20 protein-coding genes are annotated in these 21594 nt (G+C 68.6%); 3 read left to right on the forward strand and 17 right to left on the reverse strand.

Annotated elements, in window-relative coordinates; all coding sequences use genetic code 11:
• Positions 1-80 precede the first annotated feature (80 nt).
• From H4F70_RS19625 to H4F70_RS19665, 9 genes are all read right to left on the reverse strand, one after another.
• Positions 81-479, reverse strand: coding sequence for a DUF488 domain-containing protein (locus H4F70_RS19625; RefSeq protein WP_182358450.1), 399 nt, complete (start codon positions 477-479; stop codon positions 81-83).
• A gap of 149 nt (positions 480-628) precedes the next feature.
• Positions 629-1009, reverse strand: coding sequence for a VOC family protein (locus H4F70_RS19630; protein ID WP_182358451.1), 381 nt, complete (start codon positions 1007-1009; stop codon positions 629-631).
• 9 nt (positions 1010-1018) lie between these two features.
• Complete coding sequence (locus H4F70_RS19635; protein WP_182358452.1) at positions 1019-2014, reverse strand: bile acid:sodium symporter; 996 nt, start codon at positions 2012-2014, stop codon at positions 1019-1021.
• Positions 2015-2036: 22 nt separating this feature from the next.
• Positions 2037-2921, reverse strand: coding sequence for an SMP-30/gluconolactonase/LRE family protein (locus H4F70_RS19640; RefSeq protein ID WP_182358453.1), 885 nt, complete (start codon positions 2919-2921; stop codon positions 2037-2039).
• A gap of 164 nt (positions 2922-3085) precedes the next feature.
• Positions 3086-5221, reverse strand: a complete 2136-nt coding sequence (locus tag H4F70_RS19645; protein ID WP_182358454.1) for a hypothetical protein — start codon at positions 5219-5221, stop codon at positions 3086-3088.
• Positions 5222-5347: 126 nt separating this feature from the next.
• Positions 5348-6148 (reverse strand): tyrosine-protein phosphatase, encoded by an 801-nt coding sequence (locus tag H4F70_RS19650; RefSeq protein ID WP_182358455.1) that lies wholly within the window; start codon positions 6146-6148, stop codon positions 5348-5350.
• Positions 6145-7758 carry an ABC transporter substrate-binding protein gene (locus tag H4F70_RS19655; protein WP_182358456.1) on the reverse strand — a complete coding sequence of 538 codons (1614 nt, stop codon included), beginning with the start codon at positions 7756-7758 and terminating at the stop codon, positions 6145-6147. The genes H4F70_RS19650 and H4F70_RS19655 overlap by 4 nt, the downstream gene beginning before the upstream one ends.
• 45 nt (positions 7759-7803) lie before the next feature.
• Complete coding sequence (locus tag H4F70_RS19660; protein ID WP_182358457.1) at positions 7804-8682, reverse strand: TauD/TfdA dioxygenase family protein; 879 nt, start codon at positions 8680-8682, stop codon at positions 7804-7806.
• Positions 8683-8754: 72 nt separating this feature from the next.
• Positions 8755-9369, reverse strand: coding sequence for a TetR family transcriptional regulator (locus tag H4F70_RS19665; RefSeq protein WP_182358458.1), 615 nt, complete (start codon positions 9367-9369; stop codon positions 8755-8757).
• A 372-nt stretch (positions 9370-9741) separates the two neighbouring features.
• Between H4F70_RS19665 and H4F70_RS19670 the strand changes: the two genes are divergently transcribed.
• From H4F70_RS19670 to H4F70_RS19680, 3 genes are all read left to right on the forward strand, one after another.
• Positions 9742-10107: a helix-turn-helix domain-containing protein gene (locus tag H4F70_RS19670; protein WP_182358459.1), complete on the forward strand. Its 366-nt coding sequence runs from the start codon at positions 9742-9744 to the stop codon at positions 10105-10107.
• Between the two features lie 13 nt (positions 10108-10120).
• Positions 10121-10954: an ImmA/IrrE family metallo-endopeptidase gene (locus H4F70_RS19675; protein ID WP_182358460.1), complete on the forward strand. Its 834-nt coding sequence runs from the start codon at positions 10121-10123 to the stop codon at positions 10952-10954.
• A gap of 77 nt (positions 10955-11031) precedes the next feature.
• Positions 11032-11568, forward strand: coding sequence for a PIN domain-containing protein (locus tag H4F70_RS19680; protein ID WP_235681608.1), 537 nt, complete (start codon positions 11032-11034; stop codon positions 11566-11568).
• Between the two features lie 86 nt (positions 11569-11654).
• On the opposite strand, the gene H4F70_RS19685 is transcribed toward H4F70_RS19680, so the two are convergent.
• The 8 genes from H4F70_RS19685 to H4F70_RS19720 all read right to left on the reverse strand — a co-directional run bounded on the left by H4F70_RS19685 (position 11655) and on the right by H4F70_RS19720 (position 21170).
• Complete coding sequence (locus tag H4F70_RS19685; RefSeq protein WP_182358462.1) at positions 11655-12416, reverse strand: SDR family NAD(P)-dependent oxidoreductase; 762 nt, start codon at positions 12414-12416, stop codon at positions 11655-11657.
• An 84-nt stretch (positions 12417-12500) separates the two neighbouring features.
• On the reverse strand, positions 12501-14480 hold the full coding sequence (locus H4F70_RS19690) for an oxidoreductase (RefSeq protein ID WP_235681232.1): 1980 nt from the start codon (positions 14478-14480) through the stop codon (positions 12501-12503).
• A 38-nt stretch (positions 14481-14518) separates the two neighbouring features.
• Positions 14519-15973 (reverse strand): aldehyde dehydrogenase family protein, encoded by a 1455-nt coding sequence (locus H4F70_RS19695; protein WP_182358463.1) that lies wholly within the window; start codon positions 15971-15973, stop codon positions 14519-14521.
• Between the two features lie 75 nt (positions 15974-16048).
• Entirely contained in the window at positions 16049-17047 is a 999-nt protein-coding gene (locus H4F70_RS19700; protein ID WP_182358464.1) for a PDR/VanB family oxidoreductase, read from the reverse strand.
• A 54-nt stretch (positions 17048-17101) separates the two neighbouring features.
• Entirely contained in the window at positions 17102-18493 is a 1392-nt protein-coding gene (locus H4F70_RS19705) for an aldehyde dehydrogenase family protein (RefSeq protein WP_182358465.1), read from the reverse strand.
• Entirely contained in the window at positions 18490-19293 is an 804-nt protein-coding gene (locus tag H4F70_RS19710; protein WP_182358466.1) for an SDR family NAD(P)-dependent oxidoreductase, read from the reverse strand. The genes H4F70_RS19705 and H4F70_RS19710 overlap by 4 nt, the downstream gene beginning before the upstream one ends.
• An 81-nt stretch (positions 19294-19374) precedes the next feature.
• Entirely contained in the window at positions 19375-20094 is a 720-nt protein-coding gene (locus H4F70_RS19715; protein ID WP_182358467.1) for a GntR family transcriptional regulator, read from the reverse strand.
• Positions 20091-21170 (reverse strand): aromatic ring-hydroxylating oxygenase subunit alpha, encoded by a 1080-nt coding sequence (locus tag H4F70_RS19720; RefSeq protein WP_182358468.1) that lies wholly within the window; start codon positions 21168-21170, stop codon positions 20091-20093. The genes H4F70_RS19715 and H4F70_RS19720 overlap by 4 nt, the downstream gene beginning before the upstream one ends.
• Between the last annotated feature and the right edge of the window lie 424 nt (positions 21171-21594).

The raw sequence follows: 21594 nt of genomic DNA on the forward strand, positions 1-21594 counted from the left end.
AACCGTTCGGTGCGCCGGATGGGCCATCGCGGAGTCCTCTCCCCGGTCAGTGCACAGCTCTAGTCGGTGCACGGCTCTGGTCAGCGCTTGCCGTTGATCCACTGGCGCAGGACGACGGCCTGGTTGTGCTCCTCGTCCTTGGCCGAGTAGAGCAGCACGATGTCCCGGTCCTTCGCGGCCGCGACGATGGCGCGCGCCGCCGCGCCGCCGTCGTCGTCCAGCTCCGCCCGGTAGCGCTCGGAGAACTCGCCGAACTTGTCGGGGTCGTGGCCGAACCACTTGCGCAAGTCGGTGGTGGGCGCGGCGTCCTTCACCCATTCGTCGAACGGCAGCGACCCCTTCGACACCCCCCGCGGCCACACACGGTCCACGAGGAACACGCTGGGATTGTCGGAACCCGAGGCGATGGCCGCGACCTCGTCGTGGCGCGGATGCCCCTCGGTGGCCTCGTAAACGCGGACCAAACGGATCTGACCCATCGGATTCCTCCATTCCCACCACGGCAGAGCGACCATGCGCTGTTCCACCACCACCGTAGACTTCGGCGTGCTCGTGGCACCCGGTTCCGACCGCGTACCCGGAACCGCGGTGAGGTATGCGGCCGGGGCGCATCGCACCGGGACCGGCCTCAGTCCGGCAGCACCGTACTCAGGCAGAACGGATGCCCGGCCGGGTCCAGCAGCACCCGCCACCGGTGGGGGGACGGCTGCACATCGGCCTCGCGGGCGCCGAGCGCGACGGCGGCCGCCACATCGGCGTCCAGGTCCTGCGAGGCAAGATCCAGGTGCATCTGCTGGTGCTGCGGCCCTCCCGGCCACGACGGCGGGGTGTACTCGTCCACCCGCATGAGAGTCAGCATCGGCCCGGCCCCGGACAGGCCGACCACCCCTCGATCCTCCGTCGCAAAGGCCTCCTCGAGCCCGAGCAGGCGCGAGTAGAACCGGGCGAGCGCGTCCGGGTCGGGACAGTCGATGGATACCGAGGCCAGCGTCACTGCGCGATCAGTCATGGCGACAGACTAGGCGCCGCCTCCGACAGGATCGACCGGGTCGGCTCGCGCCGGCAACAAGCACGGCACCAGCCGGACCAGCACCACCATGACGACGAGTTCGACCAGGGTCTGCGTCACCACGACGAGCGGGGCAAGGCCGAAGGCGGCGGGCAAGGCGAGCACCAGCGGCAGGACGACGAGCGAGTTGCGGGTGACCCCGCTGAACACCACCGCCCGGGCCGCCGGAACGTCGAGCCGCGCCACCCGGGCCGCAGCCAGCCCGATGGGCACCATCACCGCGGCGAACAGGAGGTACACCGGGACCGCGAGCAGCAGCGCGCCGAGACGCTCACGCACCCCGTCGATCTGCGATGCGACGACCACGGCAAGCGTGAGCATCATCAACGGCACCATCGCCGCCGACAGGGCCGCCTGCACCGCGGCGACCGCGCTGCTCCGGCGCGCCGCCGCCTGCGTGACTCCCGCCGCCGCCAGCGGCACGACGATGAGCAGGAGGAACGCTTCCACGAACGGGCCCGCGTCCACTGCGTCAACGATTCCGGCGCCCAGGAACAGCCGCAGGTACACGGGCAGCAGCACCATCTGCGCGAGCATCAGCAGCGGGGCCGCCGCCAGCAGCCGGCCGGCAGATCCACCGGCGATCCCGGTGAAGACGATGACGTAGTCCACGCACGGCGTGAGCAGCACGAACAGGACCCCCACCAGCAGCGCGTCGTCGTGCGCGACGATCCGCGACACGCCCCAGACCGCCGCCGGGACCGCCAGGAAGTTCACTGCGAGCACCGTCGGCAGGAACCGCCGGTCGCGCAGCGCCGCACCGAGCTGCGTGAACGGCACGCCGAGGAACGTCGCGTAGAGCAGGAGGCCCAGCACCGGCGTGATCGCGGAACCGGCGGGGCCCGCGACGGCCGGGGCCGCCAGGCCGACCGCCGCCCCCACCGCGAGCGCCGTCAGGTAGAGGAGCACCTGGTGCCGCTCTGCCCACTCCGCGCCCCGTCGCATAGGGGCGATTGTCCCCGGCGCCTCAGCCGAGGGTGATGCGCAGTATCCGCCCCCCGCGTTCCGTCGCGGTCACCTCGGGGCGCCAGTCGGGTGACGAGCACACGAACAGCTCGCCGCCGTCCGCGCCGCCATCGCTCCGACGGCGCAATGCCACCGCATACGGGTGGGGAACGGCGAGACGGCGGTCCACGGCGCCGCCCGCGTCGACGCGCAGGATCTCCTGCGTGAACGGGGATGCCACCCACACGTTGTCGTCGCCGTCGATCGCGATGCCGTCCGGCATCACGTCGCCGTCGAAGTCGCACAGCGTGCGACGGTCGGCCAGCGTCCCATCGGCGCCGACCGAGAACGACGTCAACCGGCCCGGCACCGAGCGTGTCTCCGCGACGATCAGCGTGGCGCCGTCGTCGGTGGTGACGATGCCGTTGGCGAACATCAGGCCGCCGGCCGCCGATGCCGCCGCGCCGTCGGGGTCCACGCGGATCAGGTCGGCCGGGCGGGCCGGCTCGGGCGGAGCCGAGCCGTCGCCATAGTCGCCCACATAAGCGCGCCCGGCCGCGTCGACGAGCATGTCGTTGAGCTGCCAGGCCGCCAGATCCGACAGGTCCGCGTGCACCGCGAGGCGCCCGTCGTGCTCACGCCGGTAGACGGTGCGGTCGGTGCCCGAAGCGACAAGCAACCGGCCGTCGGGCAGGAACCCCAGGCCCGCCGGCGCAGTGTCGAGCTCCACCATCACCTCCGGAACGAACCCCCCGGCCGGGTCCAAGCGGAGCACGCGCCCGTCGTACACGTCGGAGAACCACAACGCACCGTCATGCCAGCGCGGGCATTCCGGGAATCGCAGGTCCTCGGCGATCACCTCGAACTCCACCGGTTGCTTCGGCCGCACAGCATCGTCGTCGCTCATGAATACAGTCTGGAGCCGCGCCGCCGCCGCTGTCACCGGTTCCTCCCGCCGGGCGAATCACCTGTCGCGTGGCGGAACCGCCGCCGTCGCATGCCTGCGGCGTGCACGGACGAATCCGAGCACGCCGCAGGCGATCTTTCAGTGCCGTACCGCCACAGACTCGATCAGCGACCAACCTTCGAGTCCGGCCCCGCCGTCACGGCCGACCGGGGAACCATCCGGGCCGCAAGGTCCGCCGGCTCCAGCAGCTGGAACCGCGACACATACGTGGCGGACTGCCCGGCGCCCAGGTGGGTGCTCCAGCTCAGTCCCGCCGCGTTGTCGTGCTTGGTACCGATCGCGGTGCCGTCGAACATCTTCGCCCCCGCGACCGTCGACCAGATCGTCCCGTAGAAGGACTCCTGCACCGCGGCGCCGCCGCTCTGATCGGTCCATCCGATGCTGCGTCCGTCGTCGGCGATGCACGACGCGCTGCGATCGGTCACCGCGCCGACGCCGTAGTCGTCGACGTTGAGGTAGCAGTCGCCCGCCCGGTAGACGATGACGTCGTGCGCCTCACCCGAGGTGTTCCGCACCACGATGGAGGTCCGGTAGTCGCTTGCGCCCTCGACGAACGTGTCCGTCTGTTCCACCTGGACGCCGGTGGCGCCGACGGCCGCGACGGTCTTGATCACGTACGGATTTCCCGCCGTCCCGTCGCCGAACATCTGCTGGCTCACGGGGGTGAGCGGCTGGGATCCCCTCCCGAAGGTGTACCCGTAGGCCGCGCCGTCCACCGCCAGATCGGTGGCGCATGCGCCGTGCGCACCGTCTAGGAAGTACACCGAGCGTCCGTCACGCGGCGCTTTCACATCGCAGCGCAGGTCACCGAACACCTCAAGGCCGGTGAGCGCGCCGGGACGCGTCTCGGGCGGAATGTCGCCCGGGTCCGTGCCGCCACCGTCGCCCGGGTCCGTGCCGCCGCCCGGGTCGCCACCGTCGGTTCCCGCGCAGTACGGGCCGTAATCCTTGACGAAGAACCTGCCCGCCGCCAGGGTCCATTCCTTGTGCTTCTCGGCGCTGAAGATCCACGTGTTGATCGCCGCGGAAGCCGAGAGTGCGGCGCTCGACGTGAAGCCGGCCGTCGCGTCGACACACGCCTGATCGTCGGCGGATCCGTGGAATTCCGCGAATCCGCCCGCCTTGAGGTCCACTCCTGCCGAGGCGGACAGCGGGCCCGCGGCGGCGTTGAGCCCGATGAGGGCGCTGACCCCGGCATTCGCCTCCATCGACACCTGAAGCTCGGCCTCGTGGTCGAACCGGATCTGCTCGTCCGGCGAGCTCACCCTGGCGATGTGGTCGTCGTACACCCTGATGCCCGCCGAGAACGGCTTCGTCCACGTCGCTTCCGCGTGGCCGCTGATGTTGCCTTCGAGCGTCACGTACGGCGCGACCTCGACCGAGAACGGCCCGCCGATCGGCACGACGATCCTCGGCTTCGACGCGAGCGAGCACTTGAGCTCGGCCGAGGCGTTCAGGTCGAGGTCAAGCACCGCATCGGCGCTCACCACGCTCTTGAGGAACGGCTGCGTCGTCGATCCGAACACCGCTTCCGGACTGAATTCCAGATGCATGGTGATGTCCTGGATCGCGCCGGTGACGGTGAACGACTCCTGCGATCCCGTCTCACACGAGAAGAGCGACTTGATCCGCAGCGGGTTCCGGGCGGACCCGGATTCGCGCGGCATGAGCATGCCGTCGCTCGGCGCGCCCCGCAGCGTCGGCTGCCCGTCACCGGGGAGGTACACGACGGCATCGGCGTCCGTCACCGTGCTGTTGAGGTCGAAGGTCGAGTAGGCGTCGGCCACTTCCGCCGGGGTAATCGTGACCCGCAGCAGCCCGCTGTCGAGCCGGTCCACCGCCGTCACCTTGCCGATGGTGCCATATGGCACGCCGAACCCGGCATTGACCACGAAGTATCCGCCGACCACGGGCTCCTGGTCGCCCGGCGTGTAAACCACGGTCTGCTCCTGCCCGTAGTCCCCGATGATCGACGCCACCTGCCCGGGTTCCGCGATCACCGTCGTCGGCAGCGGCTCGATGTCGGTGACGATCGGTTCCGTGGGATCGGGGTCTTCATCGCCACCGCCGCCGATGTCCGTTCCGGACGAGCCCGCGGATCCGCCGGAGAGCGATCCGAATGATCCGCTGCCGAGCGAGCCCGCCCCGGCGGCGGGACCGACCACTCCGACGGTCAGCACCCCCGCAGCGGCGATGGCGGCGAGTATCCGCCACCTGGGGCCGTTCGGTCCTCTCCTCATCGCCATCTGCGCACTCCCACCTCTCGCCGTTCCGGCCCGCGGGCGCGGGTCCAGGCGAATCGGACGCTACCGAGAGTGCAATGCCTTGCATATCTGCTGATCGGCCGACACGGCCGGCACCGCCACTCACTCGAGAAGCCGCGCCCGGAACGCCGTCACCGTCGCCACGCCGAGCCGAAGCCAGTCCGCCGCGAACGCGTCCCAGCCGCCGAACCGGGTGCGTACCGCATCGAGCACCGCCCGCATCTCCTCCGGGTGTTGTTCGGTGAGGGGGCGCAGGAGCCCAGGGTCGATGCCGAGCGCGCCAAGCCTGGCGTACAGCGCCTCATTCTTCTCCCTGTTGTACTCATTGGAGGCCAGGTAGTCGGCGATGATCGCGTCGTCGGGCACGCCCAGCAGGCCGAGGGCGACCGCCGCCATCATCCCCGTGCGGTCCTTGCCTCCGGTGCAGTGGAACAACAATGCATTGCGCGCAGCTGCCGTCTCACCGATGGTGCGCGCATAACCGTCCATCGCCGCCCGGCTGTCCATCTGGCGCACAAGTCCCCGCTCGGCGATCGCGCCCGCCTTGCCGACGCCCATCATCCGTTCCAACGCCGCACGGTCACCGGAGTCGAAGGCGCTCACCACCGCCGCGGCGAGCGCCTGCGTAGCGTCGTCGAGAACAGGCGCGCGCACCAGCCTCGTACCCGGCGGCAATCGGTCCGGACCCGTTGCGGCCGCCTCGCCCACTCCCCGGAAGTCCACCACCGTGGTGATCCCGGCGTCCGCGAGGGTCCGCACGTCACGCTCGGTGAGCGCGCTCAGCCCGTCGCCCCGGAAGAGCCGGCCGCCTACCGTCGTGCGTCCGTCACGCGCGGCGAACCCGCCCAGATCGCGCACGTTGTGTGCCCCTTCGAGCACCAGCTGCCGGCCGGCCGGAGTCATCCGATCCACGCGTTGCCGAGCAGCATGATCCCGTCCGGGCTGGGGACGGCGCCATACACGTCGTCGGTCCACGCGACGAACTCCGCGCCCGCACCGAGCGGAACGAAGGGCACGTCGTCGTTCACCTTCTGCTGGATCCTGCCCAGCACCGCACACAATTCGTCGTCGTTGCCGGCCTGCTGCGCTTGCTCCAGGAGGCCGTCCATCTCCGAGCTCGAATAGCCCAGAAGATTGTTCTTCGACGTGCTGTTCAGCGCAGCATCCAGGCGGAACACCGGGGCCGCGTCGGTGGTGCCGTTGCCGCCGTAGGTGATGTCGAAATCGTGGTCGACGTACATCCGCTGGACCAGGTCTGTCACCGACGAGGCGTACTGGATCTCCACGTCGAAGCCGACGGCCTCCAACATCGACTGCGCCCACACCGCGGCATTGTGCGAGCTCGGGCTGTTCAGCCCCAGGTAGACGAGGTGTCCGTCGAATCCGTCCGCCTTCGCCTGCTCCAGTTCCGCGCGGGCCGCATCCGCGTCGGTCGGCAGCGGCGTCACGTCGGTATGCCACTCGGACCAATCCTGGAACAGCGCCTTACCCGGGCTGCCCACGCCGGCCTGCGCACGCTCGACGAAGCTTTCCGGGTCGAGGGCCAGCGCGATGGCCTTGCGCACGTGCACATCCGCGCCGGGGCGCGCGTCGCGGTTGTTGATCTGGACGATGTCCATGAGGCTGAGCGGGAAGATGTAGCCGCCGAAATCCTCCTTGGCGGCGGCGATCTGCTCGCCGCCGCGCAGAAACACCATCTGCACGCCGCCGGTGCGCAGCGCGTCGAGCCGCGGCTGGTCCCCGGCGATGTCCACGAACTTCACCGACGACAGGTAGGGGGCACCGTCCCAGTAGTCGGCCCGCGCGGTCACCGTCAACGAAGTGGCGGGGGCGAAATCGTCGACGACGAAGGGCCCGGCACCGATCGGCGTGAAGTTCTCCGCGTCTCCGTATCCGGCGGGGGCCACGATCATCCCGTGCCCGTACGTGAGTAAGGCCGGGAACTCTCGCCACGGGTGCGCCATGTGGAATACGACCGTGCGCGGGTCGGGGGCCTCCATGCCGGTGACTCCCGCGGTGAACTGGCCGCTGTTGGCGCCGCCCTTCGCGTTGTACCGCTCGATGCTCGCGATCACCGCGGCCGCATCCAGCGGGGTGCCGTCGGAGAAGGTCACGCCGTCGCGCAGCCCGAGGGTCCAGGCGAGGCGGTCCTCGCTCTCCTCCAGCGATGCGGCGAGCTGCGGGGCGTAGGCGTTCTCGGCGTCGTCGTAGCGGACGAGCAGACCGTAGATGCTCGCCATCTCGGTGCCACCGGTAGGCCCGGTGGCCTGCGTCTTGGTGGGGTCGAGGCTCGACGGCATCGAGTATCCGGCGAAGGCGAGATTTCCTCCGGACCGGGGTTCGCGCGGGTCGTCAGGTTGTCCGATGACGGCGGCCTCGGTGGCGGGCAACGCGCCTGCGGCCGGGGCGGCCTCGCCGTTTCCGCCGCCGCCTCCGCTCGCGCAGCCGGCCAACAGAAGCCCTGCGCACAGCGCCGCGGCCAGGCCGGCGTGGACCCGGATGGATCGTGTCATAGTGATCTCCGAACGAGGGGTGGGGTGGGTTTCAGCGCCACAAGGTCACGCCGCCGCGGGGCGCGTGCCGACGGCGGGGTCGAAGTACGGCCGGTCACCGTCCACCTCGACGCGCCGCACGTGCCGGCGCTGCGGGAAGTGGTCGGCCGCGGCCCGGTGCATCGTGGAGCGCTCGTCCCAGATGGCGACGTCGCCCTCCTGCCATCGCCACCGGCACTGGAAGCGTTCGTCGGCGACGTGTGCGCGGAGCATGCCCAGCAGCGCGTCGCTCTCGCGCGCGGCGAGCCCTCGGATGCGCCGCAGCGACTGGCCGCCGAGGAACAGCGCGCGACGGCCGGACACGGGGTGGGTGCGCACGATCGGATGGGTGAGCACCTGCGGGTAGGCGGCGTGCAGTCGTTCCACCGTCGCATGCGCTTCGGGGGACCCCTTGCCGCGCTGCAGGATCGATTCGACGATGCTTTCAGTCGTGTGCTCGCCGACGAGGCCGTCGACCAGGGTGCGGATCGGCGCGGACAACTCGTCATACGCCTCGAACATCGACGCCCACAACGTATCTCCGCCGTAGGGAGGGATCGTGACGCCACACAGCACGGCGTAGCCGGGGGGAGTCTCCGTCCAGCTCACGTCGGTATGCCAGATCTCGGCGGTGGGCGGCGAATCGGGCCCGTCCTCAATCGATTGCAGTGCAGGTTCGGTGACACCGCGCAGCCGGGCGAGCGGGTAGATGCTGGGGGTCCCGAGGCGCCGGGCCACGCTGAGCTGCTCGTCCGGAGTGAGGTGGGCACCGCGCACAAACACCACCTGGTGCTCGTGCAGCGCTTCGCTGACGCTCTCGAACTCGTCGTCACTGCAGGTGGCGAGCGAGACGCCCTCGAGCACGGCGCCAATGGTGGCGGTGACTCGTTCCGCTGTGAAGCTCATAGAGGTTCCTTCTTCCGGGGAGGAGGTATCACCCGACCGGCACGACGCCGGACGGCCCGAAGGGGGTGGCGGCTATGCGGTGAGGCCGGCGGTGACCATGTCGACGAGGGTCGTGGACAGTGCGTCGAGTGTGCGGGGCCCGTAGTCGAGCCCCTCCTCGCGACGCGCCTCGTAGGCCGCGAAGGCGCCGACGATCATCTGGAACGCGGTGTCGATCCGCGCGTCGACGACGTCCGCCGGCAGGCCGCTCAAGGCGTGCCGCAGGCTGCGGATGATGCGCTGGTCGGCGGGCTCCAGGTGGTCGACGTCGTCGGAGCTGTAGTCGACGCGGGGCGTCATGCGGGCCGCGAACCGCGCATAGTCCGAGGCAGGCGGAGCTTCCCGCAGGTACTGGGCGTGCGGGAGCACGGAGACCTCGATGAGGGCGCGCACGTCCCCGGCACGCCCCTCGACCTCGAGCCTGTCAAGCAGGACGTTGCGGGTGGCGCTCATGCGGGCGCGGCGCCGACGGAACACTGCGCGCAGCAGGCCGTCGCGGCTGCCGAAGTAGTACTTGACGGCCGACATGTTGCTCTGCTCGGCCTCGCGCAGGATGTCGCGCAGCGAGACGTTCTCGGTGCCCTGCTCGAAGAAGGCTCGGTCGGCGACGCTGGCGATGCGCTCCGGTGCCGGTGTGTCCTGCGTCATATTAATGCACGGTATGAGACAGCGTATTAGTTGTCAACGATGAGAGCTGATGCCTTCGCCCGTCGACCGCGATCGCGCGCGGAATCCCGATGAGGACCCGCAACGCGGCGAGCCCGTCGGCGGTGCCCGGCCAATGCCGCTCGACTGTGCTACCTCCCGACCGTGTCATCACCCATCCGCAGGCGGAGGCCGACCATGAGGACGTCGTCGGTGGGACCACAGCAGGATCAGGCCGCGAGGACACCGATCAGGGTGTGCCGCCACATGCCCGAGACCGCCTCCGCGTCGGTGATCGGATCGCATCGGCGAGCATATCCGGCGCATGTGCGACGTCCCGATAGATATCGGTCGCCGCTTCGGGTACTCTGAATCATGAATCTGAATCTGATTCAGGGGGTGAATCCAGTGCCTTCCACCATCGGGGACGCAATCGAAAGCGCACGTGCCCGGGCCCAACTCTCTCAGCGGCAGCTTTCAGACCGCACCGGAATCTCGCAATCGACCCTCAGCCGCATCGCTTCAGGCCAGCGCGTCGCGAAGATGGCCGAGGTCATCCAGATCGCCGCCGCGACGGGCTGCACGGTCGCGCAGCTCACGGGCATCGGCGCCGCCGAGCACGTGCAGTGCGCGGCTCGCGCCTCCAACGGCTCAGGAATGCAGGAGATGCGACAGCGCCTACTGCACTTCATCGAGCTCGATGCATACCTGGACGACCAGTCGATTCCCCAGGCGCAGTGAGGCCTGCCCCACCATGACAGCCGAACATGAAGCCGCGGACGCGGCCGCAAGGTTCCGCACCTCGCACGACCTGGGGCATCAGCCGCTCGGCGATCTCGTCGAGATCATCGAGCGGAACACCGGACACGACGTCGCCGTCATCGATGCACACCCGGATCAGCACGGCCTCACCGTGCGTGACACCCGCCGTGGCACCGTCTTCATCGGGGTGGCTCGCACGACGCGGCCCATGCGTCAACGCAGCACCTTGGCACACGAGTTGGCACACGTGCTCTTCGGTGATTGGAGCACCGGCACGTTGGTGGGCAATCGCTCTCGTGCAGAAGTTCGAGCCGATGCTTTCGCACGACATCTGCTCCTCCCCGCTTACGGCCTGCAAGAGTTTCTCGGTGAGCATCACCCGGCGTCCGTGTCAGAGTTCTCCGCCGTCGTGCAGCATTTCCGCGTCTCCCCGGCGTTGGCAGCGATCACTCTGCATGAATGCAAGTACATCGACGGCACGACCAAGCAATCATGGATGTCGTCGCTCACCACTCCGGCACTTGCAACCAGATTCGGCTGGCTCGATCACTACCGATCACTGCAGAACGACTCGAACCGCACCCGGTCGCCACGCCGGCTGCTCGCCAGAGCGATCACCGGATATGAAGAGGGGGTCGTCTCCGGCCAGGTCATCGCTACTCTGCGAGGCATTTCCGTGGAGCAGGCCATCGACGAACTCGAGCGGGCGGGAATAATCCCACTCGAACACGATCCCGACTGGATGGCGGGCTCCGAATTGGACTTGCCACCCGCCGATTTCGGCTCTGGCGATGCGGGCCTCGACCACCGAGCCGAGTCCGAGTGACCGGGCGTCCCATCATGGATGCCGGTCCTGGCATCAATTTCCTATCCCTGCACAGGGAGCGACTCCTCTTTGACACCATGGGGCCGTTGAGTGTCCCCGAGACCGTGGAAACCGAGATTCTCCGTAAGGCTCGCCAGGAGCCACGCTTCCGCGCAGCCGGGACGGTATGGAGCAAGCTTCCAGCGCGGCTCATGGAGATACTGTCCGATGACGTGACCCCGGAACTCGCTGCCGCTGTCCAGCGTATTTCCAACGTCTCGTTCGACCAGCGTATGCACTCCGGCAGAGACCTCGGCGAAACGATGGTCATCGCGCACGCCGCAGTGGCCGCCGATGCAGGTGAGGACGTTATCATCCTCATCGACGACGGCGAAGGCTGCCGCATCGCCTCAAGGGAGGCCCGCCGGCTGCAGCGCGCTCGCGCCGCGGGACGAACGGCGGGAAGTATCAGGCTCGCGCGCACAGCCACCGTCCTCGAAGGCGCCGCCGGCACGAAACATCTTCCGGATAAGGCCACCATGCGTGATCTCTACTCGCGGTTGAGAACCCTGGACGACGGTCTTCCACCACTGGAAGCCACTGAACTCCTGTCGTTGCACTGCTGGCAGCGATAGGCGGTGGCGCCTCATCCCGCACTCGCACCATGCAACATCAATCGCAGTTCAACGGCCGATGGCCGTAGCCTTCCAACCGTAACCGCTCAGTGCCACTCGAAGGGGCGCCCGGAGGACAGCGCCCCGTCGACCACATACGCCTGGCCGGACAGGTAGGACGCGTCGTCGCTACACAGGAACGCGGCCATCGAGGCGACGTCCGACGGCTCCGCCAGCCGGTTGTCCAGCGGCATCTTGCCCGTCATGCCCGCGCGCACGGCGGCCGGGTCGGACTGGCTGTCGAAGTACTGCTCCGTCATGTCGGTCCGCACGTAGCCGGGGCAGATTGCGACCGCGCGCAGCCCGTCCCGCCCGTGGTCGAGCGCCATGCACCGCGTCAGCTGCAGCACCGCGGCCTTGGAGGCCGAGTACACGGCCAGGTCAGGTTCGGCCCAGTACGCGTTGATCGACGCCTGGTTCACGATGACGCCCCGCGTCTCGATAAGGTGCGGGATGGCCGCCTTCGACACCAGGAAGACGCCCTTGACGTTGACGTCCATCACCAGGTCCCACTCCTTCTCCGTGGTCTCCGGAACGGACTTCTCCACCTCGGTGCCCGCGTTGTTCACGACGATGTCGAGCCGGCCGTGGCGCTCCACGATCGAGGCGACTACCGATTCCACAGATTCGGGCGACGTGACGTCGATGTGTTCGAAGGCGATGTCGGGCCGATCATCGTAGGTCGGCTCGATGATGCTGGCATTGACGACAGTCGCTCCGTCGTCGGCGAGGCGGCGGGCGATCGCCTCGCCGATTCCGCGGCTCGCGCCGGTGACGAGGGCGATCTTTCCGGCCAGACGATCAGACATGGTTACTCCTCGGCGAGTGGAATCGATGGTGGGATTCTGTTGGGGTGGATTGTGATCGGGCAGCGGGAGCATCAGTAGGTCACTTCAGATGACCCACGCCGCCTTGAGGCCCTCGAGGACCGCCTCTTCGACGGTCCGGGGGGCAACGCAGTCGCCGATGGACACGATGTCGCAGCTCAGCGGTTCGAGCTCCGCGGCCAGCCCGTCCTCGGGCAGCGGGCCCAAGGCGAACACAGTCGCGGCGACACCGTCGACCATCACTGGCTTCGAGCTGAGCCGATGTTGCAAATACACGGTGTCCTCGTCGACACCCATGACCCGCACGTTCGGGATCACTTCGACACCGGCGGAGTGCGCGGCGGCGATCATCTCGTCGCGCACATACTGCTGCAGCATTTCGCCGGCCATGTAGCCGTCGACGCACAACGTCACCTTGCGGCCTCGCCGGGCGAGCATCTGCGCCACACCCAGGCCCGTCCAGTCGCAACGCCAATCAGCGACGACGACCCGGCCGGCGGGCACCTCGGCACCCGCGATCACGTCGGACGACTCGAGGATCACTGGATCGTCGAGGATCTCCACCTCCGGCTGCCGCGCGACGACCCCCGTCGCCAGCACCACAGTGTCCGGGTTCTCGGCCCGCACCAGGTCGGCGTCGACGCGCCTGCGGGTCACGATCTTCACCCCCGCACGCTCGGCTTCGCCGATGAGGTTCGTCGCCGCCCCGCCGAACTCGGCACGGCCCGGAAGCTGTTCGGCGAGGAGAACCTGGCCGCCCACTCGGCGTTCCGCCTCATACAACGTCACGTCGTGGCCGCGCTGTGCCGCGACGGTCGCCGCCTTGAGGCCCCCTGGTCCGCCGCCGACGACCATGACCGACTTGCGTCGGAGCGTCGGATTCGGTAGATCGTAGACGAGCTCACGCCCCGTCTCGGGCCGTTGGATGCACGAGATCGGGTGGCCCGTGTGGTGGTGCCCGATGCACGCCTGGTTGCAGCCGATGCACGCTCGGATGGAGTCCAGCTCGCCGGCCTCCGCCTTGTTCGGCATCTCCGGGTCGCAGATCAGCGCCCGCGTCATCGCGCAAGCGTCGGTCAGGTCCTGCTCGAGCAGCGTTTCGGCGTCTTGCGGCTGGTTGATGCGGCCGGCGACCATCACCGGGATCGCCACCTTCTCCTTGACCCGTCCTGAAAGGGGCGCGGTGTATCCCACCGCCTGCGACATCGGCGGGACGATGTGCACCGATCCGCCGAGCGTCGACGAGGTGCCGGCGGTGACGCTGATGTAGTCGAGCATCCCCTCCGAGTCGAGGTCAGCGCACACCTGGACCGTCTCATCGACCGTCAGGCCGTCGTCGGACATCTCGTCTCCGGAGATCCGCAGGCCGACGACGAAGTCCCGCCCCACCCGGCCGCGCACCTCGGCGACGACCTCGCGGAGGAACCGAATCCGATTGTCGTAGCTGCCGCCGTACTCGTCGGTGCGTTGATTGAGCCGCGGGTTGAGGAACTGGGCAGGTAGATAGCCGTGGCTCGCCACGATCTCGGCGCCGTCCAGCCCACCTTTGAGCATCCGCTCCGCGCCGTCGGCGTACCCGTCGACGACCTCGCGGATCAATGGGCGCGGCATGGCCGCCGGAACCGAATGGAACCGGTCGTTAATCGCATTCGACGCCGAGTACGTGACCGGCCTCGACCCATCGAGCGATTCCATGATCTCGCGGCCGGGGTGGAAGACCTGGCCGAACACCTTGCAGTCGTATGGCCGGACCGCCTGCGCGATCCGCCGATATCCGGCGATCGCCGAATCGTCGGTCGCCATCAGCATGTGCGTCGTGTACTGGGCAGTCTCGTGGATGCCGCTGACCTGCAGCACGATGAGGCCGACTCCGCCGGCCGCACGCGCACGGTGGTATGCGACCAGCTGATCGGTGACTGCGCCGCCATCGGACATGCCGGTGTCGTGCCCGGACGAGACGATGCGATTCTTGATCGTCGTCGATCCGATTCGCAGGGGAGAGGACAAGAGGGGGAACCGCGTGGTCTGACGCGTCGGTGCGGACAAGGTGTGCTCCGTTCAAAGTCTGTGTATGCGGCGGCGCGTCAGCCGAGCCTGATCATCACGTGCTTGACCCGCGTGTAGTCCTCGAGGGAGTACATCGACTGGTCCTTGCCGTAGCCGGAAGCCTTGAAACCGCCCCAGGGCATCTCCGCGGCCATCGGCATATGGTCGTTGATCCAGACCGTGCCGGTCTCGAGCACGCGCGACGCCGTCATCGCCGTGTCTATGTTCCGGGTGAACACCGACGACGCGAGGCCGTAGGGCGTGTCGTTGGCGAGCGCGAACACGTCCGTGTCGTCGTCGAACGGCTGGATGTCGACCACGGGGCCGAAGACCTCGGTTCGCGCGAGGTGATGATCGTTTCCGACGCCGGTGAGCACGGTCGGCTCCACGAACGCGCCGCATCCGGCCAGCGCCCGGCCGCCCGTCGCCACCTCCGCGCCTTCCTCCACCGCACGGTTGACGAGGTCGAGCACCTCGCCCTGTCGCGCCTCGTAGGCCACGGGGCCCATCTCGACGCCGTCGTCCGCCATAGGGTCTCCCACGGACAGTGATTCCGCCCGGCCTACCAGCTCTTCCAGGAGACGGTCGTAGACGCTGCGGTGCGCGAACACCCGCGCCGCGGCACCGCAGTCCTGGCCGGAATTCCAGAAGCTGCCCACCTTGAGGATCTCCGCCGTCGCCACGGGATCCGCGTCGCCGAACACGATCACCGGGGCCTTGCCGCCGAGCTCGAGGTGCACGTGCTTCAGCGTGTCCGCAGCCCTGGCCGCGATCCGCTTGCCCGTCGCCGTGCCCCCGGTCATCGACACGATCCCCACCTCGGGGCTGTCGACCAGCGCATTCCCCACCTGCGAGCCGGAGCCGAACACCGTGTTAATCACGCCCGCCGGCGCCACGTCGCGGATCAGCGCGGCCAATCGCAGCGCGGTGAGCGGCGTTTGCGAGGCCGGCTTGAGGACGACCGTGTTCCCCGCCGCCAGGGACGCGCCCAGTTTCCACGCAGTGATCATCAGCGGATAGTTCCAGGCGGAGATGAGCCCGGCGACGCCGATCGGCTCGCGGCGGATCAAGGACGTGTATCCGTCGGCGTATTCGGCGGCCGCCTTGCCTTCGAGGTTGCGCGCCGCGCCCGCGAAGTAGCGGAAGCAGTCCGCGGCGCCGGCCACTTCCTCGGCGGATGCGACGAGAGGTTTGCCCACGTTCAGGCTCTCCAGGTGGGAGAGGCATGCGGCGTCCGCGTCGATGGCGGCCGCGATGTCGAGCAACACCTCGGCGCGGCGAGCGGGGGTGGCCGACCTCCAGGTGCTGAAGGCGCGGCGGGCGGCGTCGATCGCCGCGTGGGTGTCGGCCGACGTGGCCGACGCGAGTTCGACGATCGTCTCGCCCGTGGCCGGCGCCAGGACGGCAAGCTTGTCCCCGGACATGTCGGCGAACGCGCCGTCTACGACGCTCCGGAGGCTGTCGAAGTCGAAAGTGAAGGGAGGGGTGATCATCGGTTCGTCCGTTTCTGCGCCGGCGGGGTGCGCCGGCGCTGAAGGGTGAGCGCGGGATGGGCAGGGGCGGGAAAGCTAGAGGTCGAGCACGAGCCGGGAGCAGGCGGCGCGCGAGACGCAGAGCATCATGCAGTCGTTCTCTGCCTTCTCGGACTTGGAGAGCACGACGTCGCGGTGATCGGGTACGCCGTCGAGGACGCCGGTCTCACACGTACCGCACGTCCCCTCCTCGCAGGAGGATGGGAGGTCGAATCCCGCATCGTTCAGGGTGTGCAGGATCGAACTGTCGGCAGGCACGATGTACGTGTCCCCGGTGCTTGCGATCTCCACCTCGAACGCGACGTCGGCGGAGGTGTCCACCGCGTCCGCGACGAACTGTTCGGCGAAGAACCGCCACGGCCGGGTCGCGCTGCGGGTGTCGACGGCGTCGATGAGCCCGGGCGGGCCGCACACGTACACCGCCGTGCCGGCGTCGCAGCCGGCGAGCAGGCGATCGAGGTCGAGCACGCCCGCGTCCTCGTCGACGTGGACGGAGGCCCGTCCGGCGGGCAATCGCCGTAGCTCGGCGGCGAACGCCAGCCGGTCCGCTGTGCGAGTGCAGGCCACCAGGCGCCAGTCCGCCCCGCGCGATGCGGCCTCCCGGACCATCGGCAGGATCGGGGTGATGCCGATCCCACCCGCGATGAACAGGTACTTTCCACTCGGTTCAAGCGGAAAGTTGTTCCTCGGCCCTGTCACCGCCAACGTCTCACCACGGTCGAGCAGGTCGTGGATGTACGCTGAACCGCCCCGGCCGGCCTGCTCGCGGAGGACGGCGATCCGCCACGACGACCTGTCGGCCGGGTCGCCGCACAGTGAATAGTGGCGCACCAGCTCCCCGCTCGGTGTGGGCAGCCGGACTTCGATGTGCGCCCCCGGTCGCCAAGCGGGCAGCGGCGCACCGTCCGCGTTGCGCAGGTCCAGCGCGACGACGTCGGTAGCCACCCGTGACTTGCGTGTCACGGTGAGCTGCAGGCCTTCCGGGCCGATTGCGGCGGGCCCCGGCCCGCGGGCGATCGTGGTGGTGGTGTGCATGCGCTGCTCCGCTGTAGGTCCGCGATGACATGGGTCTGTCCGGAATGGCGTAGGTCAGTCCGGGATGGATACGGTCTGCGCATTGACGAACTCGCGAAGACCGTAGGCGCCGAGCTCTCGGCCGAATCCGCTGCGCTTGACGCCGCCGAACGGGATCCGCGGGTCCGACGCCGTCATCGAGTTGATGAAGCACCCGCCTGTGTCGAGACGTGCTGCGATCGCAACCGCCCGGTCCCGGTCCGCCGTCCACACGGCGGAGCTGAGCCCGTACGGCGAGTCGTTGGCCACCGCGACGGCGGCGTCCACGTCCGGCACGCGAATGACGGCCGCCACCGGGCCGAAAGTCTCCTCACGCATGATCGGCGACGCGGTATCCGACACCTCCACGACCGTGGGCGGGTAGAACGCACCCGGCCCGTCCCCCGGCGCACCGCCGACGATGACCGTGTCCCCGTGCGCCACGGCACGGTCCACCTGGCCGGCCAGCTCGTCGCGCAGCTCACGGCGCGACATGGGCCCGACATCGGTGGCGCGGTCGGACGGGTCGCCCACGACCAACGCCCGCGCCCCGTCGGCGAGCGCGGCGATGAACCTGTCCGCCACCTCCTCGACGACAATGAACCGCTTTGCCGCGATGCAGCTTTGACCGGTGTTCTGGAATCGGGCGCGAACCGCACACGCCGCGGCCGCGTCCACGTCGGCGTCCTCGGCGACGATGAACGCATCGCTGCCGCCGAGCTCGAGCACGCACTTTTTGAGCGCGCCGCCCGCTGCGGCACCGACGGCCGCGCCGGCCCTTTCGCTCCCGGTCAGCGTCGCCGCCGCAATGCGCTCGTCGTCGAGCAGTAGGCCTGCGCTCGGCCCGTCGAGCAGGATCGTCTGCACCACATCGTCACCCAGACCGGCTTGCGCGAACAGGCTCTGAAGGAAGAGGGCGGATCCGCTGACGCCTTCCGCATGCTTGACGACGAGCGTGTTCCCCGCGGACAGGATCGGCGCCGCCGCGCGCATGACCTGCCACACCGGATAGTTCCACGGCATGATCGCGAGAACCGGCCCCAGGGGCAGGAACTGCACGAAGGCCTCGCGGCCGGGGATGTCGGCGCGCTCGGCAGCCAGCATGGCGTGCAGGTTGTCCGCGTAGTACTCGCACACGCCCGCCGACTTCTCCACCTCCGCCTCGGCCTGCACGACAGGCTTGCCCATCTCGCGGGTCATCAGCGCCGCCGCATCCGTCGCGTTGTCCCGCAACACGTGCGCCATTGCGCGCAACCGTGTGGCGCGTTCATCGAGGGACGTCGCGCGCCAGCGCGAGAAGGCCGCACGGCTGCGAGTGAGGACCGCGTCGACCGTCTCCGGCCGATCCGCGGTGTAGTCGGCGATGGGTTCGTCGGTCGCAGGATTGATGCTGCGAATGGGCCGCGCGGCCACGGCTGTGCTCGTCATTTCGCAGCCTCCGCTGCCGGGACGACGCGGCTCAGGTCGACGGTGCGGCCCGCCGTCAACCCGCCGTCGAGTACGTATGACTGACCGCTGGCGAAGGATGACTCATCGCTGGCCAGCCACAACGCCAGGTTCGCGATGTCGGCGGGCACCGACATCCGGTTGAGCGGATGGATCGACGCGGCCTGGTCGCGGGCCCGCTGTGGATCGTCCTGCGCGTCGAAGAACTGGTTCAGCATGTCCGTGAGCACGTAGCTGGGGCAGATGGCGTTCGCGCGGATGTTCTCGCTGCCGTGATCGATGGCCAAGGCGCGGGTCAGCGCCTGCACAGCGCCCTTGGACGTGTTGTACACCGCAAGGTGCGGCTCGGCCCAGAACCCGTCGACCGATGCGAGGTTGACGATGGAACCGCCGCCGGCCGCGCGCATGAGGTCCAGCGCATGCTTGGCCGTGAGGAACGGGCCGCGCACGTTGACCGCCATCACCGCGTCCCAGTCCTCCACCGAGGTGTGCTCGATTGTGGCCTCGTACTCGACGGCGGCATTGTTGACCAGGATGTCGAGCTTGCCGAAGCGTGCACGGACCGTCGACATCAGGGCCATCACGTCGGCCTCCGAACTGACATCGCCCTGCACGGAGACGACGTCCCCGCGGTCGACCACGCCCGAGCGGCTCATGGCCACCACCTGCGCGCCCTCGTCGGCGAACCGTTCGACGACGGCCTTTCCGACGCCGCGGCTGCCGCCGGTGACCACCGCCACCTTTCCGGCCAGCCGTCCGGAATCCGACAGTGATTGAGTCATCTGTCCACCTTTTTCGCATGACCGGGACGGCCGCGCCGCAGGGGCGCGACCTCCCGGAGGGTTGTTGTGGGGTGCGGTTCGTTACTGGGCCGACGCGCCGACGGGCTCGGCGGCGCGTTGCCGGACGAGGTCGACCATGCGCCGCTTGTAGTGCCCGAGGTGCTCGGTGAGCAGGGCCGCGCAGGCTTCGCCATCGCCGGCGACCAACGACTCGTAGATGGCGCGGTGCTCGTCCACCAGCGGCCGCGGGTTGTCGATCTCGCGATCGGCTGCAGTCAGCAGGGAGAAGCCGAAGCGCACCTCGTTGAGGATGCTCCGGTAGAGCCTGTCGAGACGCGGACTGCCCGCCAGGTCCACGAGCAGCGTGTGGAAATGCAGGTCGGCTGCGACCAGCCCGCTTGCACTGCTGCCGCCGGCGGCGGCCTCGAACGACTGCAGCGACTGCTCGAAGGCCGCCTCCTGTCCCGGCGTGAGACGTGCGACCGACCGGATCCCCTCGAGTTCCGCCATGAGCCGGACCCGATAGAGGTCCATGACGTCCTCGCCGTCGAGCTTGCACACGGCGGCGCCCTTGTTGGGGTAGTGCTGCACCAGCCCGTCGGCCACCAGGATCCGGATCGCCTCGCGGACGGTGTTGCGGGCGAGGCCGGATTCACGCGCCAGCATCGACTCGCGCAGCGGCGTCCCCGGCGGGATCTCGCCCTCGACGATCCGATTGAGGATCTCCTCGGCGAGCAGATCGGCACTACCGCGCCGCTGCACCCTGTTCCCCAGTCCCACGAATCCGTCGGTGCTCATCATCCACCCACGGTACTGCGAATGAGATCCTGGAAGTGACTGATGGAGTGCTCGTGCTTGGTTACGAGCCGCCCCTCCGGCACCTGCCCGGACTTGGCTCCCCGGTGGGCCGACTCGCACAGCACGAGGTCCTCGATCATCACCTGGTGGATGAGCTCGCTGGTGGCCTGCGCCTCCTGTTCGTCCGCGCCCTCTTCGAAGAAGTACTCGTAGACTGCGAGCGTGTTCTCCTCGTCGATGGGGATGATCTGGTTCGTCGAGACGTTGCCGTGCCCCGGGTAGATGTTCAGGCTCAGCGTCGGGAACAGGAAGTTGTAGCGCCCCTCCCGAATCTGGCACTGATCGATGCCGTCGGTGTCGACCGGCGGGCCGAACTGCGTGGACATCCAGCCGGATTCCTCGCTGTCGTAGCTGCTCAGGTCGATGGCGTCGGCGAAGCTGGGGTGTGCGTTGGGGCAGTGATAGCACTCCAGGAAGTTCTCGATGACGATCTTCCAGTTGGCCTTGAGCCGGTATTCCTTGCGGTCGCGCAGCTCCAGCCGGTCCAGATTCACCCCGGTGCCTTCGATGACCGCCGGCAGATCGCCCATGTACTCGGTCAGCGGCGGCACGTCGTCGTCGAGCGAGACGAAGATGAACGGCCCGTATGTCGCGATCGGCAGGCTGCGCAGACCGAGCTTCTCCTTGTCGAAGCCCTCCTCCTTGCGCGTGCGGGGCGCCGACTTGAGCGAGCCGTCGAGACCGTAGGTCCACGCGTGGTAGTGGCAGGTGAGCATGTTGCAGTTGCCGGCCTGTTCCAGCTTGACCTCGGCGCCGCGGTGGCGGCACACGTTGACCAGCGCGTGCAGCTCGCCGTCCTTGTCCCGGGTGACGAGCACCGGCACGTCGCCGATCTGGATCCGGAAGAAGTCCCCGGGGTTGGGCAGTGAGTGCGTGGGGCCGACGTACTGCCAGAACTTCTCGAAGATCGCCTTGGTCTCGCGCCGGTAGATCTCCGGGTCCGAGTACCACGAGAAGGGCAGTGTGCGGGGGTTGTAGTCGGTCGGCTGCGTGCCGAGGGGCTGATCGAGAAGCGACAAGGCGGACTCCTTAACTCAGGAAGCTGTGCAGGCCTGGGCGGCCGAGACCTTGCGACTGCTGGGTGTGCAGTTGTTGAACAATCTAATCGTTCACTGTGATCCCGGTCAACCCCTGGACGCTGAGTGATCTACACCCCACGGGACTCACTCCGCTCATAAACAGCTCTCATCTGCAGTAATCGAACTTCCTGCGGAGCACGGCGGCGCACCGCGGCCGAACGTCGCCCCTCCCGCGAAGGCGGTCGACACCGCGCACGACCCACGGCGAAACACGCAAGAGTATTGACATAGATCACATCTGTGGCACTGTTGCTCAACAGTTGAGTGTTCTTGGGCGGCACCTCAGCGAACCTTTCTCCACCCGACGTCACCGGACCGAACCACTCGCACGGGCCGGCTAGCGCGCCTGCGGGCCCTCCCCGCC

The organism is Tomitella gaofuii (assembly GCF_014126825.1).
GTDB lineage: Bacteria > Actinomycetota > Actinomycetes > Mycobacteriales > Mycobacteriaceae > Tomitella > Tomitella gaofuii.

Coding starts and splice junctions, on each gene's coding strand:
- H4F70_RS19625 (WP_182358450.1), bottom strand. CDS start 479: ATGGGTCAGATCCGTTTGGTCCGCGTTTACGAGGCCACCGAGGGGCAT.
- H4F70_RS19630 (WP_182358451.1), bottom strand. CDS start 1,009: ATGACTGATCGCGCAGTGACGCTGGCCTCGGTATCCATCGACTGTCCC.
- H4F70_RS19635 (WP_182358452.1), bottom strand. CDS start 2,014: ATGCGACGGGGCGCGGAGTGGGCAGAGCGGCACCAGGTGCTCCTCTAC.
- H4F70_RS19640 (WP_182358453.1), bottom strand. CDS start 2,921: ATGAGCGACGACGATGCTGTGCGGCCGAAGCAACCGGTGGAGTTCGAG.
- H4F70_RS19645 (WP_182358454.1), bottom strand. CDS start 5,221: ATGAGGAGAGGACCGAACGGCCCCAGGTGGCGGATACTCGCCGCCATC.
- H4F70_RS19650 (WP_182358455.1), bottom strand. CDS start 6,148: ATGACTCCGGCCGGCCGGCAGCTGGTGCTCGAAGGGGCACACAACGTG.
- H4F70_RS19655 (WP_182358456.1), bottom strand. CDS start 7,758: ATGACACGATCCATCCGGGTCCACGCCGGCCTGGCCGCGGCGCTGTGC.
- H4F70_RS19660 (WP_182358457.1), bottom strand. CDS start 8,682: ATGAGCTTCACAGCGGAACGAGTCACCGCCACCATTGGCGCCGTGCTC.
- H4F70_RS19665 (WP_182358458.1), bottom strand. CDS start 9,369: ATGACGCAGGACACACCGGCACCGGAGCGCATCGCCAGCGTCGCCGAC.
- H4F70_RS19670 (WP_182358459.1), top strand. CDS start 9,742: ATGAATCTGAATCTGATTCAGGGGGTGAATCCAGTGCCTTCCACCATC.
- H4F70_RS19675 (WP_182358460.1), top strand. CDS start 10,121: ATGACAGCCGAACATGAAGCCGCGGACGCGGCCGCAAGGTTCCGCACC.
- H4F70_RS19680 (WP_235681608.1), top strand. CDS start 11,032: ATGGGGCCGTTGAGTGTCCCCGAGACCGTGGAAACCGAGATTCTCCGT.
- H4F70_RS19685 (WP_182358462.1), bottom strand. CDS start 12,416: ATGTCTGATCGTCTGGCCGGAAAGATCGCCCTCGTCACCGGCGCGAGC.
- H4F70_RS19695 (WP_182358463.1), bottom strand. CDS start 15,973: ATGATCACCCCTCCCTTCACTTTCGACTTCGACAGCCTCCGGAGCGTC.
- H4F70_RS19700 (WP_182358464.1), bottom strand. CDS start 17,047: ATGCACACCACCACCACGATCGCCCGCGGGCCGGGGCCCGCCGCAATC.
- H4F70_RS19705 (WP_182358465.1), bottom strand. CDS start 18,493: ATGACGAGCACAGCCGTGGCCGCGCGGCCCATTCGCAGCATCAATCCT.
- H4F70_RS19710 (WP_182358466.1), bottom strand. CDS start 19,293: ATGACTCAATCACTGTCGGATTCCGGACGGCTGGCCGGAAAGGTGGCG.
- H4F70_RS19715 (WP_182358467.1), bottom strand. CDS start 20,094: ATGATGAGCACCGACGGATTCGTGGGACTGGGGAACAGGGTGCAGCGG.